Below are 13,225 nucleotides of genomic sequence, written 5' to 3'. Positions count from 1 at the left end.
TAGGAAATAGCCTAGCACCAGTAGTTTGCGGTGGCCGAACAGCGACGTCACCCTGGCGGCCGCGCTGGTGGTCTGGAGCGCGCGCACCGACCAGAGCCCCGCTGGTTCACGGATGTGTGAGGCTCGCGGCCTGTTCTCTTGTCTTCTGGGGCGCGTTCTCGCGACGCGGGAGCAGCAGCGGGGTGGCCAGGAGGAGGATTCCGGCGACCGCGATCGCGGTGCGGGGGCCGGTGATGGCGGCCAGCAGACCCCACACCGCGGTCAGGGCCGCGATGGTGGCGCTGCTGCTGACCGACCACGCGGACAGGGTGCGGGCGACCCGGTCGTGGTCGGTGTGCTCAAGCCGGTAGGTGGCCAGCACGGGGTTGAACACGCCACAGCAGGTCACCAGGCCGAGTTGGAGGGCGATGACGAGCAGGATTCCGGGGACACCGGGCTGGACGAACGCCAATCCGACCGGCCAGCACGCACGCAGCGCCCCGGCGATGAGGATCACTCTGTGCTGCCCGAACCGCGCCACGAGCCGGCGCGCCAGACGTGAGCCGACGAGACCACCGACACACGGGGCGGCGAACGCGAGACCGTACTGCCAGGGCGCGAACCCGAGGCGGCCCAGCATCAGTACGGTGAGCAGCGGCTCGGAGGCCATGATCAGGCCGTTGCACACGATCGCGTTGAAGAACAGCGGGCGCAGCAGGGGGTGGGTGAGGATGTGGCGCCATCCCTCGAGCAGGTCGCCTGCTCGCAGCCGCGGTGCACCGGTCCGCGCGGGGCGCGGTTCCGTCCCGCCGATGGCGCGGATGCCCAGCGCCGAGAGCAGGTAGCTGACCGCATCGGCCATCACGGTCGTCACCGGGCCGAACATCCCGATCGCGGCCCCGCCGAGCGGTGGTCCGATCACCGTCGCGGTCCACGACGTGGACTCGAACCGGCCGTTCGCGATGAGCAGGTCCTCCGGCGGCACGAGCCCTTTCACGAACGCACCGCTGGCCGCGTTGAAGGCGATGTTGGCCGCGGCGACGATGACGGAGACGACGAGGAGTTGGGCGAAGCTGAGCCAGCCGAGCGCGTACGCGGCGGGGACGCTCATCATCGCCGCGAACCGGGTCAGGTCCATCGCGATCATGACCGGCCGCTTGCGGCGGAACTCCACCCACGGACCGAGCGGCACCGCGACCACGGCCCCGACCGCCCGCCCCACGGCGGACAGCGCCGACACCTGGCTCGGCCCGGAGTGCAGCACGAGGATCGCGATCAGGGGAAACGCGCCGAACCCGAGCCACGTGCCGTACGAGCTGACGGCGTACGACGCCCACAGCCACCCGAACGGCCGACCCAGCGCCCGCCTACCCGCCATGCCCAACGCACCTCTCGGCCGACCCGAACCACCACACGCGACCTCGGCATCAAAGCGAGTGGCGGACGGCGACGGCAAACAACCGATCCGCCGGGAAGGCACAACCATTCGTTGTGCATGTACCGTGATCTGCGTCCCGGCGCAGCGCCACGTTGGAGGGGATCCTCGGCGTACGGCCGTTCACCCGCGCCGCGCCGAGCCGCCCTCTCGCGTCAGTCGGCGGCCGACGAGGTCAGTCGTGGTCAGGCGGACAGTTCGGCGAAACGCCGGGCGCCGATGTTGCCACCGGAGACGATCACGCCGATGCGGCGCGGGACGGGGGCGATGCGGCCGGACAGGAGGGCGGCCAGCGGGGCGGCGCCGCTCGGCTCGATGACGATCTTCAGGCGCTCGAAGGCCAGCCGCATGGCTTCGCGGATCTGGTCGTCGGTGACCAGGGCGATCTCGTCCACCAGCCGCCGGTTGATGGAGAAGGTCAGCTCACCGGGGATGTCGGCGGCCAGCCCGTCGGCGATCGTGCGGGGCACCGGAATGGAGACGCGCCGGCCGGCCTCCAGGGACCGCTTGGTGTCGTCTCCGGCCTCCGGCTCGACGCCGATCACGCGGATGCCCGAACTCAGGCCCTTCGCCGCGGTGGCGCTGCCGGCGATGAGTCCGCCGCCGCCGACCGGGGTGACGAGCAAGTCGAGGTCGCCGACCTCCTCGAGGAGTTCGAGGGCGGCGGTGCCCTGCCCGGCGATGACGTGCGGATGCTCGTACGGCGGGATCAGCGCCAGGCCACGGTCGGCGGCCAGCGCCTCACCGATGGCGACCCGGTCGCCGGTGTAGCGGTCATAGGTGACGATCTCAGCGCCGTACCCCGCGGTCGCGTCCATCTTGGACGGGGGCGTGTCCTCCGGCATGAGGATCACCGCGGTGGTGCCGAGTTCTTGTGCGGCGAGGGCGACGGCCTGGGCGTGGTTGCCCGAGGAGTAGGCGGCGATGCCCTTGCTCACCTGTTCGGGCGCCAGGCGGGAGGCGGCGTTGTAGGCGCCACGGAACTTGAACGCGCCGATGCGCTGGAAGTTCTCGCACTTGAGGAACACCTCCGCGCCGACGAGCGCGTCGATCGTGCGTGAGCGCAGCACGGGTGTGCGGTGCGCGACGCCTTTGATCCGCGCTGCCGCGTCGCGGACGTCGTCCAGGGTGACCGGCGGTGTGTTCGTCATCCTTCAGCCTTCTGGGGAGGGGCGGTGCCGTCGGGTGAGGACGCGGCTCGGGCTTCGGCGAGGTAGTCGTAGGCGGAGGCGCGAGAGATGCCGAGCCGGGTCGCGACCTGCCGGGCCGCGCCGTGGACGACTTGACCGGCTTTCCGGTATGGCTGCGGGTGATGTAGTTCAGCGTTCAGCATCGCCTACACGTTACGGCTGACGGCCGAAGTCGTGGACGGCACGTCGCGCCGAGGCGCTGAGCAACGGCCGCCAGTCCGCGAACCGGGCGAGCAGGGCCGGACCGTGCAGCTCCCGCAGGCGGGGAGCCGCGGACAGGACGTCCACCTCGTTGGCGACCGTCAGCTCGGCGAAGTCCCGGCGAAGCTCCCACGGCGGGCTGGTCACCGCCCTCAGTCAATCCAGGGACCTCCGGCCGGAAGCGGCGTCCGCGGCCGGCCGGTCTCCCTACTTTCAAGTGTCCCGCCGAAAGTGGTTGAGGCTTCTCCCTCAGCGTCGACCGGTCGCCGCGCGCTAACCTTCAACTCGTGGATGAGGCACAAGGATCGGCGCTCCGGGAGGAGAGGCGGCTTCGCCCCGTCGACCTGGCGCGGGTCGCAGGCGTCTCGACCCAGCAGATCCGCAACTACGAGGACGCGGGCATCCTGCCGCCCGCGGCGCGAACCGCCGCCGGTTACCGCCGATTCGAGGAGCGGCACCGCAGCGCCCTGGTCACCTACCGGGCCCTCCTCAAGGGGTACGGCCCTCGTGCCGCGCAGGCGATCATGCGTGCGGTGCATGCGGAGGACCTCCCTCGGGCGCTGACGCTCGTCGACGCCGAACACGCGACGCTGCACCAGAGCCGACTGTCCCTGGAGGCGGCGAGCGAGGCCCTCGATGCGCTCACCCGGCAGGGCCCCGACACCGAGACCTTGCCGCGAGCCGGATTGACCGTCGGAGAGGTGGCCGCCCGCCTGGGAGTGCGCAGCTCCGCGCTGCGAGTGTGGGAGGCCGCCGGGTTGCTCACGCCAGGCCGCGACCCGGCCACCGGATACCGCCGCTTCGCGGCCACCGACGTACGGGACGCACGCCTCATCGCGGTCCTGCGCCAGAGCCACTATCCCCTGCCGCGGATCCGACCGGTCCTGGAGGGACTGCGCCGTACGGGAAGCCGCGAGGCCCTGCGCGCGGCACTCGACGAACGCCGGGACGCGCTCAACCGGCAGGCGACCGCGATGCTCGAAGGCTCCGGCCGCCTGCACGACTACATGAGCTCCAGCCCACATACGCCAGAAACCCACATTGAGTCGATCTCGTCGTCGAGTTCGGCGTAGAACTGGGTGGTCTGGGTGGAGGCTTGGCCGAGGCAGCGGCGTACGGCTCCGATGGAGACGCCGGCGTTGATGAGTTCGGTGGCGTGGGCGTGGCGGAGTTGGCGGCTAATCGCATGTGGTGAGCGCGTGCCGGATCTCAGCGCCTGATCGGCCTATCACGGGGTGGTGCCGCGCCGGTAGATTGATCAGCCGTGGACTCGGGTGTTACGGGTGGTTTCAGGGGACGTTCGGCCGAACTCGCCGGACTGCGCGCGAGCCTGCGCGAGGGTGGGCGGAGCGTACTGCTCCATGGCGGTGTCGGTGTGGGTAAGACCGAGCTGGTGACAGAGCTGCTGCGAGCCCCCGAATTCCGGACGGCGACGGCCGCTACGATGACCGGCGGGTACGGCCCCAACGAGATCATGCAGACCCTGGCTCGTAGGTTCTCGACGGTTCCCGGGCTGTCCGACGCGCAGCGTGACAGGTCACTTACGGTACTGGCCGAGCCAGGGGCGACCTGGGATGCCGGGATACGTGCGATGCGGCCCATCGTCGAGCGGGTCCCTGTGGTCCTGGTGCTGGACGGCTTTGAGGAGAATCTGCGGCTCGACGGAGCGGAATGGACCGTCGCGGACACCACGCTGGCGGAATTCATTGCCTCATGGGCTGCTCTCGACGGGCGACAACGGCTGATCGTCACGAGCCGTCACACGTTTACGTTGTCCGGTCAGGCCGAAGTGCCGCTGGAACTCTGGCCCTTGTCGGGGCTGCCGATGGATGATGCGCGCGGCCTCATGCCGCTGCTCGACCGCGAGCAACAGGAGCGCGCATGGCATCTGCTGGACGGGAACCCGAACTCCCTTAAATATCTCGACAGGCTGTTGCGGACCAGCAATCTGACCTTCGGGGAGGTGGCGGACCGGCTGGCATCGCCTGATCCGGCCGCGGCGCTGCTGCATGAACTGCTCGACGCTCTCGGAGGGATCTCCGGAGACCTGCTGCTCGGAACGGCGGTGTTCCGCAACGCGCTGGACGAGCGAGCCGCCGCCTGGAACCTCATCCGAAAACACGATGCGGCTTCGGCACCGGAACTCGTACTGCCCGAGGGTATGGAGACCGCACTCGACCAGCTCGAACGGGTGGACCTCATCCAGCGGTACCAGGATCCGTCCGGCCGTGGCGAGCGGATGTGGGCGGTGCCCCGCAGCACCGCGGCGCTGCTGACCGATCCTGAGCTCGCTGACAGACGCTCTCTTGGCCTCGCACATCAGGCGGCGATGCGCTATTGGTCATGGCGGGCCGAGGGCGTCTTCGACCATGCGGCCAAGCTGCGGCCGCTGCTCGAAGTGCTTCATCACTGGCACATCGGCGGCGGCCTCACCGGGACTTTCTACCTTGAAGAGGCGGTGCGCGTCCTGCTGGGCCGTGGCGCGACGGACCAGGCCGAGCAACTGCTCAAGGAGTATCTGACGTGGCTTCGCGAAGAAGGCCAGGCATTCATGCTGGGCTGTCTCTGGCTTGGCGTGGTGCACCAGACTCGCGAAGAGTGGGAGGCGGCGAAGGAATGGCTGGAAAAGGCGGTAACCGCCGCTGATGAGGACGGCCCCGGCGACCGGATTCCGCTGGCCAAGGCCCTGCACCACCTGGGCTGGGTCGCCTGCGAGCGAGGGGACGTGGAACTGGCGGTCGACTATTACCACAGGTCCGTCGAGCTGGCTCAGCAGGAAGGCATCGGTCATCTCGTCGCGGACAACGTGCTGCTTCTAGCACGGGTCAGGTGCCGCCTAGGGGAGGCCGTTTCCAGCGTCGAGGCGGTCAACCACGCCTTCGGCACCTATCAGCGCATCATGCGTCAGCCGGATGCCACCTTCCAGTTCCAGGTAGCCCGGATCGCCGAGGACCTGAGAGACCCCGAGCACGCCCGGAAGAAGTACGAAGAAGCCGCTGCCGGTTTCGCTCGGGAGGGAGATGCCAGGCAGGCGGCATTCTCACTGCTGAGGGCGGCTCGAATGGCGGCCCAGCTGCGGGACGACGCGGCCTTCACCCTGCTGGAAGAGGCGACGCGCGGATTCGAGCGGGTCGACGACCTCGGTGGTAGAGCGGAGGTCCTTGAGGAACTCGCCTCGCTGGCGGGCACGGCGTCCGAATTCACCGATGCGGAGGACCTCCTGCAGGATGCCCTGGCGCTCCGTCGCGAGAATGGCGACGAGGACGGCGCCGCAATGGTCCAGCTGCGGCGTGCGGTGATCGCTACCCAGCAGGGCGACCACCGGCGTGCCGAGGAACTGTGCAGTGAGGCACGCCGCGCCTATCAGCAGGCCGGCCGGGTAGCCGACGATGTCGTCGCCTGCCTGACGATGGGCGAGGCCGCAGCGAGCCGCCAGGACGTGCCACGTGCCGAGGACTGGTACCAGCGCGGGCTCGCCAGGGCCCGGGAGACGGAGTTCTGGCTCGGCGCCAGCGTCGCCCACAGGCGGCTGGGCGAACTTGCCGAGAGCGTCGCGGACATCCGCGCCGCGGCCGGCCAGCATGCCCTTGCCGTGACGGTCGCCATGACGCACGACATGCCCGGCGTGGAGCGGAGCCTCAAGGCGCTGATCAAGCTGCGCAGACAAACCTCAGAAGAGGAACTCCGACGACACCTGACCGCTGCCCTCGGCCCCGCCACAGCCGACGTCCTGATCCGCATGACCTACGAGGGCTCCGACCCTCAACCCTGAGGTCAGGGATTCGCCAAGAATGGCGTATGTGGGCTGCACCCCCGCATCACGACCTGCGGCCCGCGTCGCGGTCGGCCGGGCAGGCGGCCGTCAGCGGACCAACGCCTCCGCTCCGCCGGGTCATCGCGCGCCGGACAGGAGCGGAAGCAGGACCACCAGCCAGAATCCGGTCACGGCCGCGTACCGGAGCACGACGTGGGCGGCAGACTCACGCATGCGAGCCTCGGTCCGCTCGCGGGCCCGCCGTCCCGGTGTGCTGCACCACGGCGGTCACCGCTGTTCGGGCACCGGGCCGAGGCGTTCCTCCAGCCGCTCGATGCGTGCGATGAGCGGCTGGAGCTGCTGCTGGACGACGGTGGCCAGGGCCTGGGCGGGATCGGCGGCGGAGGTCTGGGCGCGCAGGTGAACGTAGCCCGCCAGGGCGGCCGTCACGGCACGCCGGGTCAGCCGGGCTTCGGCTCCGTGCTCCCGCAGGACCTGGCCGGCCGTGCCGTCGGGTTCGGTCACCAGGCCCAGGAGCAGGTGCTCGCAACCGACGTAGTTGTGCCCGAGCCCCGTCGCCTCGGTCACCGCGAGTTCGAGTGCGCCGGCGGCGGCGGTGCTGAAGTGCACCGAGTCGTCCTCTGCTCCGCCCTCCTCGGTGCCCGTCTGCCGTTCGAGGTCGCGCTGGATCTGGGCGGGGTCGATGTCCACGGCCCGGAGGACGTGCAAGGCCAGATTTCCGCCCTCGGCGACCATGCCGGCGAGCAGGTGTCCGGTTCCGACGTTCGCGGAGCCGTCGGCGAGAGCGCGGTCGATGGCCAGCTTGATCACGGCTCGGGTACGAGCGGTGAAAGCGGGCAGCCGCTCGTCCAGGTGGTCGGCTGACAGCTCGCTCAGTGCGGTCTGCCGGATGGCGGTGACGCGCCGTACCGCCTGTTCCAGGGCGCGCTGGCAGACCGCCGACACCGGCACGCCGGCGTCCTTGACCGCCTCCGCCAGGTCGTCGGGCAGGTACACGTTGATCTTCGGCACGGCCAGTCCTCCCTATGGGGGGTGAATGGGGTTAGTTAAATTATACCCCCTTGAGGGTTATGATGGAAGAGCAAAGTAACCCCATGGAACCTCGAAGAGGTATCGCACCGCCGACGCTGGTTTTGCCGCGAGGGATGCGCGGACGTTCACCTGGACTTCGGCGCCCTTGAAGAGCGCTCGTGTCGCCGTTCGCTCGTGACGATCGGTGGCCGCGGGCGGGGTGATGTCAGCTTTCGGGTCGCGCCGGCGGGACGGTCGCGGAGAGGGCGCGCAGATCGTCGAAGGCTTGGAGGAGGTGTGCGTCCAAGCTCTGCGAGGAGTCGTCGATCCAGGCTTGCGCCGCTTGGTGAAAGGCGGCCCAGCCGGTCTGGGCGGCCAGGCCGGCCAGCCGGTCGGCGACATCGCGCTGCCGCAGCGCCTCCGCCACGGCGCCGGTGAGCGACGCGGCCTTGGCCAGTTCGCGTTCGCGGAGCGCTGGCGTCACGGCGATGACTTCCAGCCGTGGTTCGGAGAACGGGCGGTTGTCCTCGAGGATCCGCCCGGCCTTCCGGAAGGCCCAGAGCAGGATCTCGAGCGGCTCCAGGCCATCGGGCGCCTCGGCCACCGCCTGCATCAGTGCGGCGCGCAGGTCGGCTTCGCCGTCGAAGAGCACCTCGCGCTTGTCCGGGAAGTGCCGGAAGAACGTGCGCTCGTTGACGCCGGCCCGGGCGGCGATCTCTGCCGTGGTGGTCTGGTCGAATCCGCGCTCCCGGTACAGCTCCAGGGCCGCCTGCTGAAGGCGGCGGCGCGCTTCTGCTCCGCTCCGTGGCACGCCCCGAGGCTACCGGATGTGCCAGTGACCGACATTTCATTGCGCCAGTGACTGGCGCTACGTGTAGAGTCAGCGACTGGCGCTACTTAGCGCCAGTCACTGGCGTTATTTGAGAGAGGGCCTCATGCACGTCTTCGTCACCGGTGGTTCCGGCCTGACCGGCCCCGCCGTCGTCACCGAGCTCGTCGCGGCCGGCCACACCGTCACCGGTCTGGCGCGTTCGGATGCCGCCGCCACTCGGCTGGAGTCGCTGGGCGCCACACCACACCGCGGTTCCCTGGAGGACCTCGACAGCCTGCGGAGCGGCGCCGAAGCCGCCGACGGTGTCCTGCACATGGCCTACGGTGGCGACTTCACCGACCTCGACGACATGATGCGGCGCGACCGGACCGCGATCGAGACGCTCGGCCGACCGCTGGAACACACGGGCAAGCCGTTCGTCAGCACCTCGGGCACGCTGGTCATGCCCGCCGGCCGGGAGAGCACCGAGAAGGACGAGCCCGACACGGCCGGCATCGCCGCCTTCCGCGTCGTGGGCGAGCGAGCCTGCCTGGGCTTCGCCGCCCGGGGCGTACGCGCGAGCGTGGTCCGGCTCGCTCCCACCGTCCACGGTCCCGGGGACTACGGCTTCATCGGCATGCTCCTCGCCACCGCACGACGGACCGGCGTGTCGGCTTACGTCGGCGACGGCGGCAACCGGTGGCCCGCGGTGCACCGGCTCGACGCGGCGATCCTGTTCCGCCTGGCGTTGGAGAAGGCTCCCGCGGGCAGCGTGCTGCACGGAGTGGCCGAAAACGGCGTCACCTTGAAGAGCATCGCGGAGACGATCGCCCGGGGCCTCGATCTGCCCACGGTCTCGCTGACCCCGGACGAGGCCGCCGCGCACTTCCCGAGCCCGTTCATGGCCACCGTCTACGGCATCGACGTGCCCGTCTCCGGCTCTCACACCCGGGAGCTGCTCGGCTGGTCGCCCACCCACCCGACACTGCTCGACGACCTGGAACACGGCGATTACCTCACCACGTCGGCCTCCCGACCACGTTGATGTGCCCGAACTCGGGCGCTCAGCCGGCGGCGCGGTCGGTGAGGGGGCGGCGCCGTACGGAGGTGTCGGTCAGTGTGCGCGGCTGCCAGGCGCCGTCCGCGCGGTACAGGTCGGTCCCGGGAGGCGTGATCTCGTCGATCCGGTCGAGGGCCGCGTCGTCGAGGGTGAGCGAGGCGCCCTTCAGCGTCTCCTCCAGCTGCTCCATGGTCCGCGGGCCGATGATGACAGAGGTCACCGCGGGATGCGCCACCGGGAAGGCCGTCGCCAGCGCGGGCAGTGAGCAGCCGAGGTCGGCGGCCAGCTCGACGAGCGCTTCGACGGCCTCGTACTTCCTCGCGTTCTCCGGCAGCGCGGGATCGAAGCGTCCCGGCATGAGGGAGGCGCGGCCGGTGGCCAGGTCGACGGGCCGGCCCTTGCGGTACCTGCCGGTCAGGAATCCCGACGCGAGCGGGCTCCAGGTCAGGACGCCCATGCCCAGACGGCGGCAGGTCGGGAGCACCGAAGCCTCGATCCCCCGGGCCAGGAGCGAGTACGGCGGCTGCTCGCTGCGGAAACGCAGCAGGCCGCGGCGCTCGGCGACGTGGTGGGCCTCGACGATCTCCTCGGCGGGGAAGGTGGAACATCCGAAGGCGCGGATCTTGCCCTGGTGCACCAGGTCGCTCAGCGCGGAGAGCGTCTCCTCGACGTCGGTGGTGTGGTCGGGACGGTGGATCTGGTACAGATCGATCCAGTCGGTCTGGAGCCGCCGCAGGCTCTCCTCGACCTCCTTGATGATCCAGCGTCGTGAGTTGCCGCCCCGGTTGCGTCCCTCGCCCATCGGGAAGTGCACCTTGGTGGCCAGCACGACGTCGTCACGGCGGCCCTTCAGGGCCTTGCCCACGATCTCCTCCGACTCCCCCGCGGAGTACATGTCGGCGGTGTCGACGAAGTTGATCCCCTGGTCGAGGGCCGCGTGGATGATGCGGGCGCACTCGTCGTGGTCGGGGTTGCCGACGGCTCCGAACATCATGGCGCCCAGGCAGTGGACGCTCACCTCGATGCCGGTGCCGCCGAGAACGCGGTAGCGCACGGTCGTTGCTCCTTGTCGGTGGTACGGGAGGGCGATCACGTCGGTGATCGCGAAGCCGTCGGCAGCCTCGATCCGGCAGGCGGCCCGGCTCCGCCCGTACCTTAGGAGCTAGAGTCGGCTCTAGATCAACTCCTTGGTCCGGCATCTCCGATCGCGATTGGAGCGTGGAGGTCAGTCCGCCGACGGTGGCGAGGAGGGTCCGCGGTAGGGCAGCGTCTGGCTGTAGACCACGTTGGTGGTGGTGCTGCCGAACTGCGCGAGCTCGTCGACGAGGCGTTCGAGGTGGGCCATGGATCCGGCGGCCACCTTGAGCGTGTAGCAGTCCTCGCCGGTGGTCCGCAGGCACTCCAGGATCTCCGTGCGCCCGGAGAGCAGCCGGCGCAGCGGCTCGTGCCGGCTGCCGGGGTACTTCAGCCGCACCACCGCCAGCACGGTGAAGCCGACCTTGCCCAGGTCGACGTCGGCGCGGTAGCCGGCGATGACCCCCAGCGACTCCAGCCGCCGGACCCGCTCGGTCGTCGCCGAGGCGCTGAGACTGACCCTGCGCCCGAGCTCGGTGAGCGCCAGCCGGCCGTCGCGTTGCAGCTCGCTCAGGATCACCCAGTCGGTCTCGTCGAGATCCTCGGCCATTCGGCGAATATACCGGCAGATCCACGGCATCCCGCTCCGCACGCCGTGAACGATCTCTTCAAAGGCGGCGGAGCGCCTCGATAGCGTTGAGTCATGCGAATCGGGGTGAACGTACCGAACTACGGGCCCGGGACCGATCCGGACGTGCTGTGCCGCTGGGCACGGACGGTGGAGACCCTCGGCTTCGACCTGCTGATGATCTCCGACCACGTGGCGGTGACGCCGGACGTCGCCGAGCAGTATCCGGCGCCGTTCTACGAGCCGTTCACCACGCTGTCGTGGCTGGCGGGCGTCACCGAGCGGGTCCGGCTCGGGACCTCCGTCCTCATCGTGCCGTACCGGCATCCGCTGCTCGTCGCCCGAATGGCGGCCAACCTCAATCGGATCAGCGGAGGACGGCTCGTCCTCGGGGTGGGCGTGGGCTGGGCGCGCCAGGAGTTCGCGGCGCTCGGGGTGCCCTTCGAACGGCGCGGCCGGCTGACCGACGATCACCTGCGGGCCCTGCGCGCCGCCTGGGCGGACCAGGACGACTACCGCAGCGGCCCGATCCCGATCTGGGTGGGCGGCAACAGCGATGCGGGCATGCGCCGGGCGGTCCTGCTCGGCGACGCGTGGCACCCGCTGCGCGACCTCACCGTCCCGCGGCTGCGCGACGCGGCCGACCGGATGAAGGCCCTCGCCGACGAGCTGGACCGCCCGGTGCCCGCGCTGACCCCGCGGATCCTCCTGCGCCTCACCGACTCCCCCGTCACCGCCCCGGACCGCGCCGCCGGGGAGGGCTCCATCGAGCAGATCGTCGACGACCTCGAACAACTGCGCGTACTCGGCGCCGACACCGTCGTCCTCGATCCGTTCGGCGGAGACCCGGCCGAGACGCTGCATCCGCAGACGGCATGGCGGGCGCTCGCGACCGTGGCCGACCGCTGGGACCTGAGCACTCCTCACGAAACGGAGAGACCGTGACACCTGACAACGAGAGATTCCTGCGCCGGGCCATCGAGCTCGCCGCCCGGTCCCGCGCGGGTGGCGACGCCCCCTACGGATCGCTGCTGGTCGGCCCGGACGGCGACGTCCTCGCCGAGGACCACAACACCGTCACGAGGGACCGCGACATCTCCGCCCACCCGGAGCTGAAGCTGGCCCGGTGGGCGGCCCGCGAACTCGACGCGGCGACCGCGACGGCCACCACGATGTACACCAGCTGCCAGCCCTGCGGGATGTGCTACGGCGCCATTCAGCGCTCCGGCCTGGGCCGGGTGGTGTTCGCGCTGTCCACCGAGCAGCTCGATGGGCTCAATCCCGGCGGCGCCTGGCCGCAGGTGCCGCAGGAGGGCCCGGCGCTGTACGACGAGGCCCGTGTGCCGATCGAGGGCTTCTACCCCGGATGACGCCCCCGGGCGCGGCACTGTTGTTCCCAAGCCACGGCGGTGGTCCATTCGGCGGGAGGGCCCTCCTAAGATCGAGTGGTGCTAAAACCCGACTACCCGATCCTCACCGAGCGTCTGCACCTGCGCCCCTACACCCTCGACGACTTCGACGCCCTCTATGACATCCACTCGCGTCCGGAGGTGGCGCGCTACCTGTACTGGGGCGCCCGCGACCCCGACGAGGTCCGCGAGGCCCTGGAGAAGAAGATCCGCTCGTCGGTGCTCGCCGACGAGGGCGACGCGTTGCAGCTGGCGGTGGTCCTGCCGGAGACCGGCGCGCTCGTCGGGGACGTCGTGCTGTTCTGGACCAGCCGTGAACACCGCCAGGGCGAGGTCGGCTACATCTTTCACCCCGACCACGGTGGCCGCGGCTACGCGACCGAGGCCTCCGTGGTGATGCTGCGTCTGGGGTTCGAGGGCTTGGGTCTGCACCGTGTGGTGGGCCGCCTCGACGGCCGCAACGCCGCCTCGGCACGCGTCCTCGAACGCCTCGGCATGCGCCGCGAGGCGCACCTGGTGCAGAACGAGATGGTCAAGGGCGAGTGGACCGACGAGGTGATCTACGCGATGCTCGAGGACGAGTGGCGGGTCCGCCAGGCGGGGTAGCGCGCGGGGCGTCCGACGGGAAAACGGTTCGATCGCGCCTGCCTCC

Annotated in this window: 15 protein-coding genes; 6 read left to right on the top strand and 9 right to left on the bottom strand. The window is 70.2% G+C overall.

Going from position 1 to position 13,225, the window contains the following annotated elements:
* Positions 1-106: 106 nt before the first annotated feature.
* The 4 genes from ACQP2O_RS27000 to ACQP2O_RS26985 form a co-directional block, all read right to left on the bottom strand.
* Positions 107-1,357, bottom strand: a complete 1,251-nt coding sequence (locus tag ACQP2O_RS27000; protein ID WP_433190681.1) for an MFS transporter — start codon at positions 1,355-1,357, stop codon at positions 107-109.
* 242 nt (positions 1,358-1,599) lie between these two features.
* Positions 1,600-2,565 carry a pyridoxal-phosphate dependent enzyme gene (locus ACQP2O_RS26995; RefSeq protein WP_433190680.1) on the bottom strand — a complete coding sequence of 322 codons (966 nt, stop codon included), beginning with the start codon at positions 2,563-2,565 and terminating at the stop codon, positions 1,600-1,602.
* A complete protein-coding gene (locus ACQP2O_RS26990) occupies positions 2,562-2,747 on the bottom strand; it encodes a hypothetical protein (protein WP_433190678.1) in 186 nt (61 codons plus the stop codon). Before ACQP2O_RS26990 ends, ACQP2O_RS26995 begins: the two co-directional genes overlap by 4 nt.
* Before the next feature lie 10 nt (positions 2,748-2,757).
* Positions 2,758-2,952 carry a hypothetical protein gene (locus tag ACQP2O_RS26985; RefSeq protein ID WP_433190676.1) on the bottom strand — a complete coding sequence of 65 codons (195 nt, stop codon included), beginning with the start codon at positions 2,950-2,952 and terminating at the stop codon, positions 2,758-2,760.
* Positions 2,953-3,092: 140 nt separating this feature from the next.
* On the opposite strand from ACQP2O_RS26985, the gene ACQP2O_RS26980 reads away from it, so the two are divergent.
* Positions 3,093-3,878, top strand: a complete 786-nt coding sequence (locus ACQP2O_RS26980) for a MerR family transcriptional regulator (RefSeq protein ID WP_433190674.1) — start codon at positions 3,093-3,095, stop codon at positions 3,876-3,878.
* On the opposite strand, the gene ACQP2O_RS26975 is transcribed toward ACQP2O_RS26980, so the two are convergent.
* A complete protein-coding gene (locus tag ACQP2O_RS26975) occupies positions 3,809-3,988 on the bottom strand; it encodes a tyrosine-type recombinase/integrase (RefSeq protein WP_433191173.1) in 180 nt (59 codons plus the stop codon). The two genes, ACQP2O_RS26980 and ACQP2O_RS26975, sit on opposite strands and share 70 nt — an antisense overlap.
* Positions 3,989-4,069: 81 nt before the next feature.
* On the opposite strand from ACQP2O_RS26975, the gene ACQP2O_RS26970 reads away from it, so the two are divergent.
* Positions 4,070-6,577, top strand: coding sequence for a tetratricopeptide repeat protein (locus ACQP2O_RS26970; protein ID WP_433190672.1), 2,508 nt, complete (start codon positions 4,070-4,072; stop codon positions 6,575-6,577).
* Between the two features lie 270 nt (positions 6,578-6,847).
* On the opposite strand, the gene ACQP2O_RS26965 is transcribed toward ACQP2O_RS26970, so the two are convergent.
* Together ACQP2O_RS26965 and ACQP2O_RS26960 are read right to left on the bottom strand one after the other, a co-directional pair.
* Complete coding sequence (locus ACQP2O_RS26965) at positions 6,848-7,591, bottom strand: Clp protease N-terminal domain-containing protein (RefSeq protein WP_433190670.1); 744 nt, start codon at positions 7,589-7,591, stop codon at positions 6,848-6,850.
* A 226-nt stretch (positions 7,592-7,817) separates the two neighbouring features.
* Positions 7,818-8,402, bottom strand: a complete 585-nt coding sequence (locus tag ACQP2O_RS26960; protein WP_433190669.1) for a TetR family transcriptional regulator — start codon at positions 8,400-8,402, stop codon at positions 7,818-7,820.
* Positions 8,403-8,526: 124 nt separating this feature from the next.
* Here ACQP2O_RS26960 and ACQP2O_RS26955 point away from each other — a divergent pair, with 124 nt between their 5' ends.
* Positions 8,527-9,447 carry an SDR family oxidoreductase gene (locus tag ACQP2O_RS26955; protein ID WP_433190667.1) on the top strand — a complete coding sequence of 307 codons (921 nt, stop codon included), beginning with the start codon at positions 8,527-8,529 and terminating at the stop codon, positions 9,445-9,447.
* A gap of 19 nt (positions 9,448-9,466) precedes the next feature.
* Here ACQP2O_RS26955 and ACQP2O_RS26950 read toward each other — a convergent pair whose 3' ends face one another.
* Both ACQP2O_RS26950 and ACQP2O_RS26945 read right to left on the bottom strand, forming a co-directional pair.
* Positions 9,467-10,516, bottom strand: a complete 1,050-nt coding sequence (locus ACQP2O_RS26950; RefSeq protein WP_433190666.1) for an aldo/keto reductase — start codon at positions 10,514-10,516, stop codon at positions 9,467-9,469.
* A 171-nt stretch (positions 10,517-10,687) separates the two neighbouring features.
* The gene (locus ACQP2O_RS26945) at positions 10,688-11,146 is read right to left on the bottom strand and encodes an Lrp/AsnC family transcriptional regulator (RefSeq protein WP_433190664.1); all 459 of its coding nucleotides are present in this window, start codon (positions 11,144-11,146) and stop codon (positions 10,688-10,690) included.
* Between the two features lie 93 nt (positions 11,147-11,239).
* Here ACQP2O_RS26945 and ACQP2O_RS26940 point away from each other — a divergent pair, with 93 nt between their 5' ends.
* From ACQP2O_RS26940 to ACQP2O_RS26930, 3 genes are all read left to right on the top strand, one after another.
* Positions 11,240-12,109 carry an LLM class flavin-dependent oxidoreductase gene (locus ACQP2O_RS26940; protein ID WP_433190662.1) on the top strand — a complete coding sequence of 290 codons (870 nt, stop codon included), beginning with the start codon at positions 11,240-11,242 and terminating at the stop codon, positions 12,107-12,109.
* Positions 12,106-12,534: a nucleoside deaminase gene (locus ACQP2O_RS26935; RefSeq protein WP_433190660.1), complete on the top strand. Its 429-nt coding sequence runs from the start codon at positions 12,106-12,108 to the stop codon at positions 12,532-12,534. Before ACQP2O_RS26940 ends, ACQP2O_RS26935 begins: the two co-directional genes overlap by 4 nt.
* Positions 12,535-12,612: 78 nt before the next feature.
* A complete protein-coding gene (locus ACQP2O_RS26930; protein ID WP_433190658.1) occupies positions 12,613-13,179 on the top strand; it encodes a GNAT family N-acetyltransferase in 567 nt (188 codons plus the stop codon).
* Positions 13,180-13,225 lie beyond the last annotated feature (46 nt).

This window comes from Actinoallomurus sp. CA-150999 (genome assembly GCF_050942425.1).
Lineage (GTDB): Bacteria > Actinomycetota > Actinomycetes > Streptosporangiales > Streptosporangiaceae > Actinoallomurus.
The sequence above is the reverse complement of the archived record's forward strand: the minus strand, read 5'-3'. Positions and strand labels throughout refer to the sequence as shown.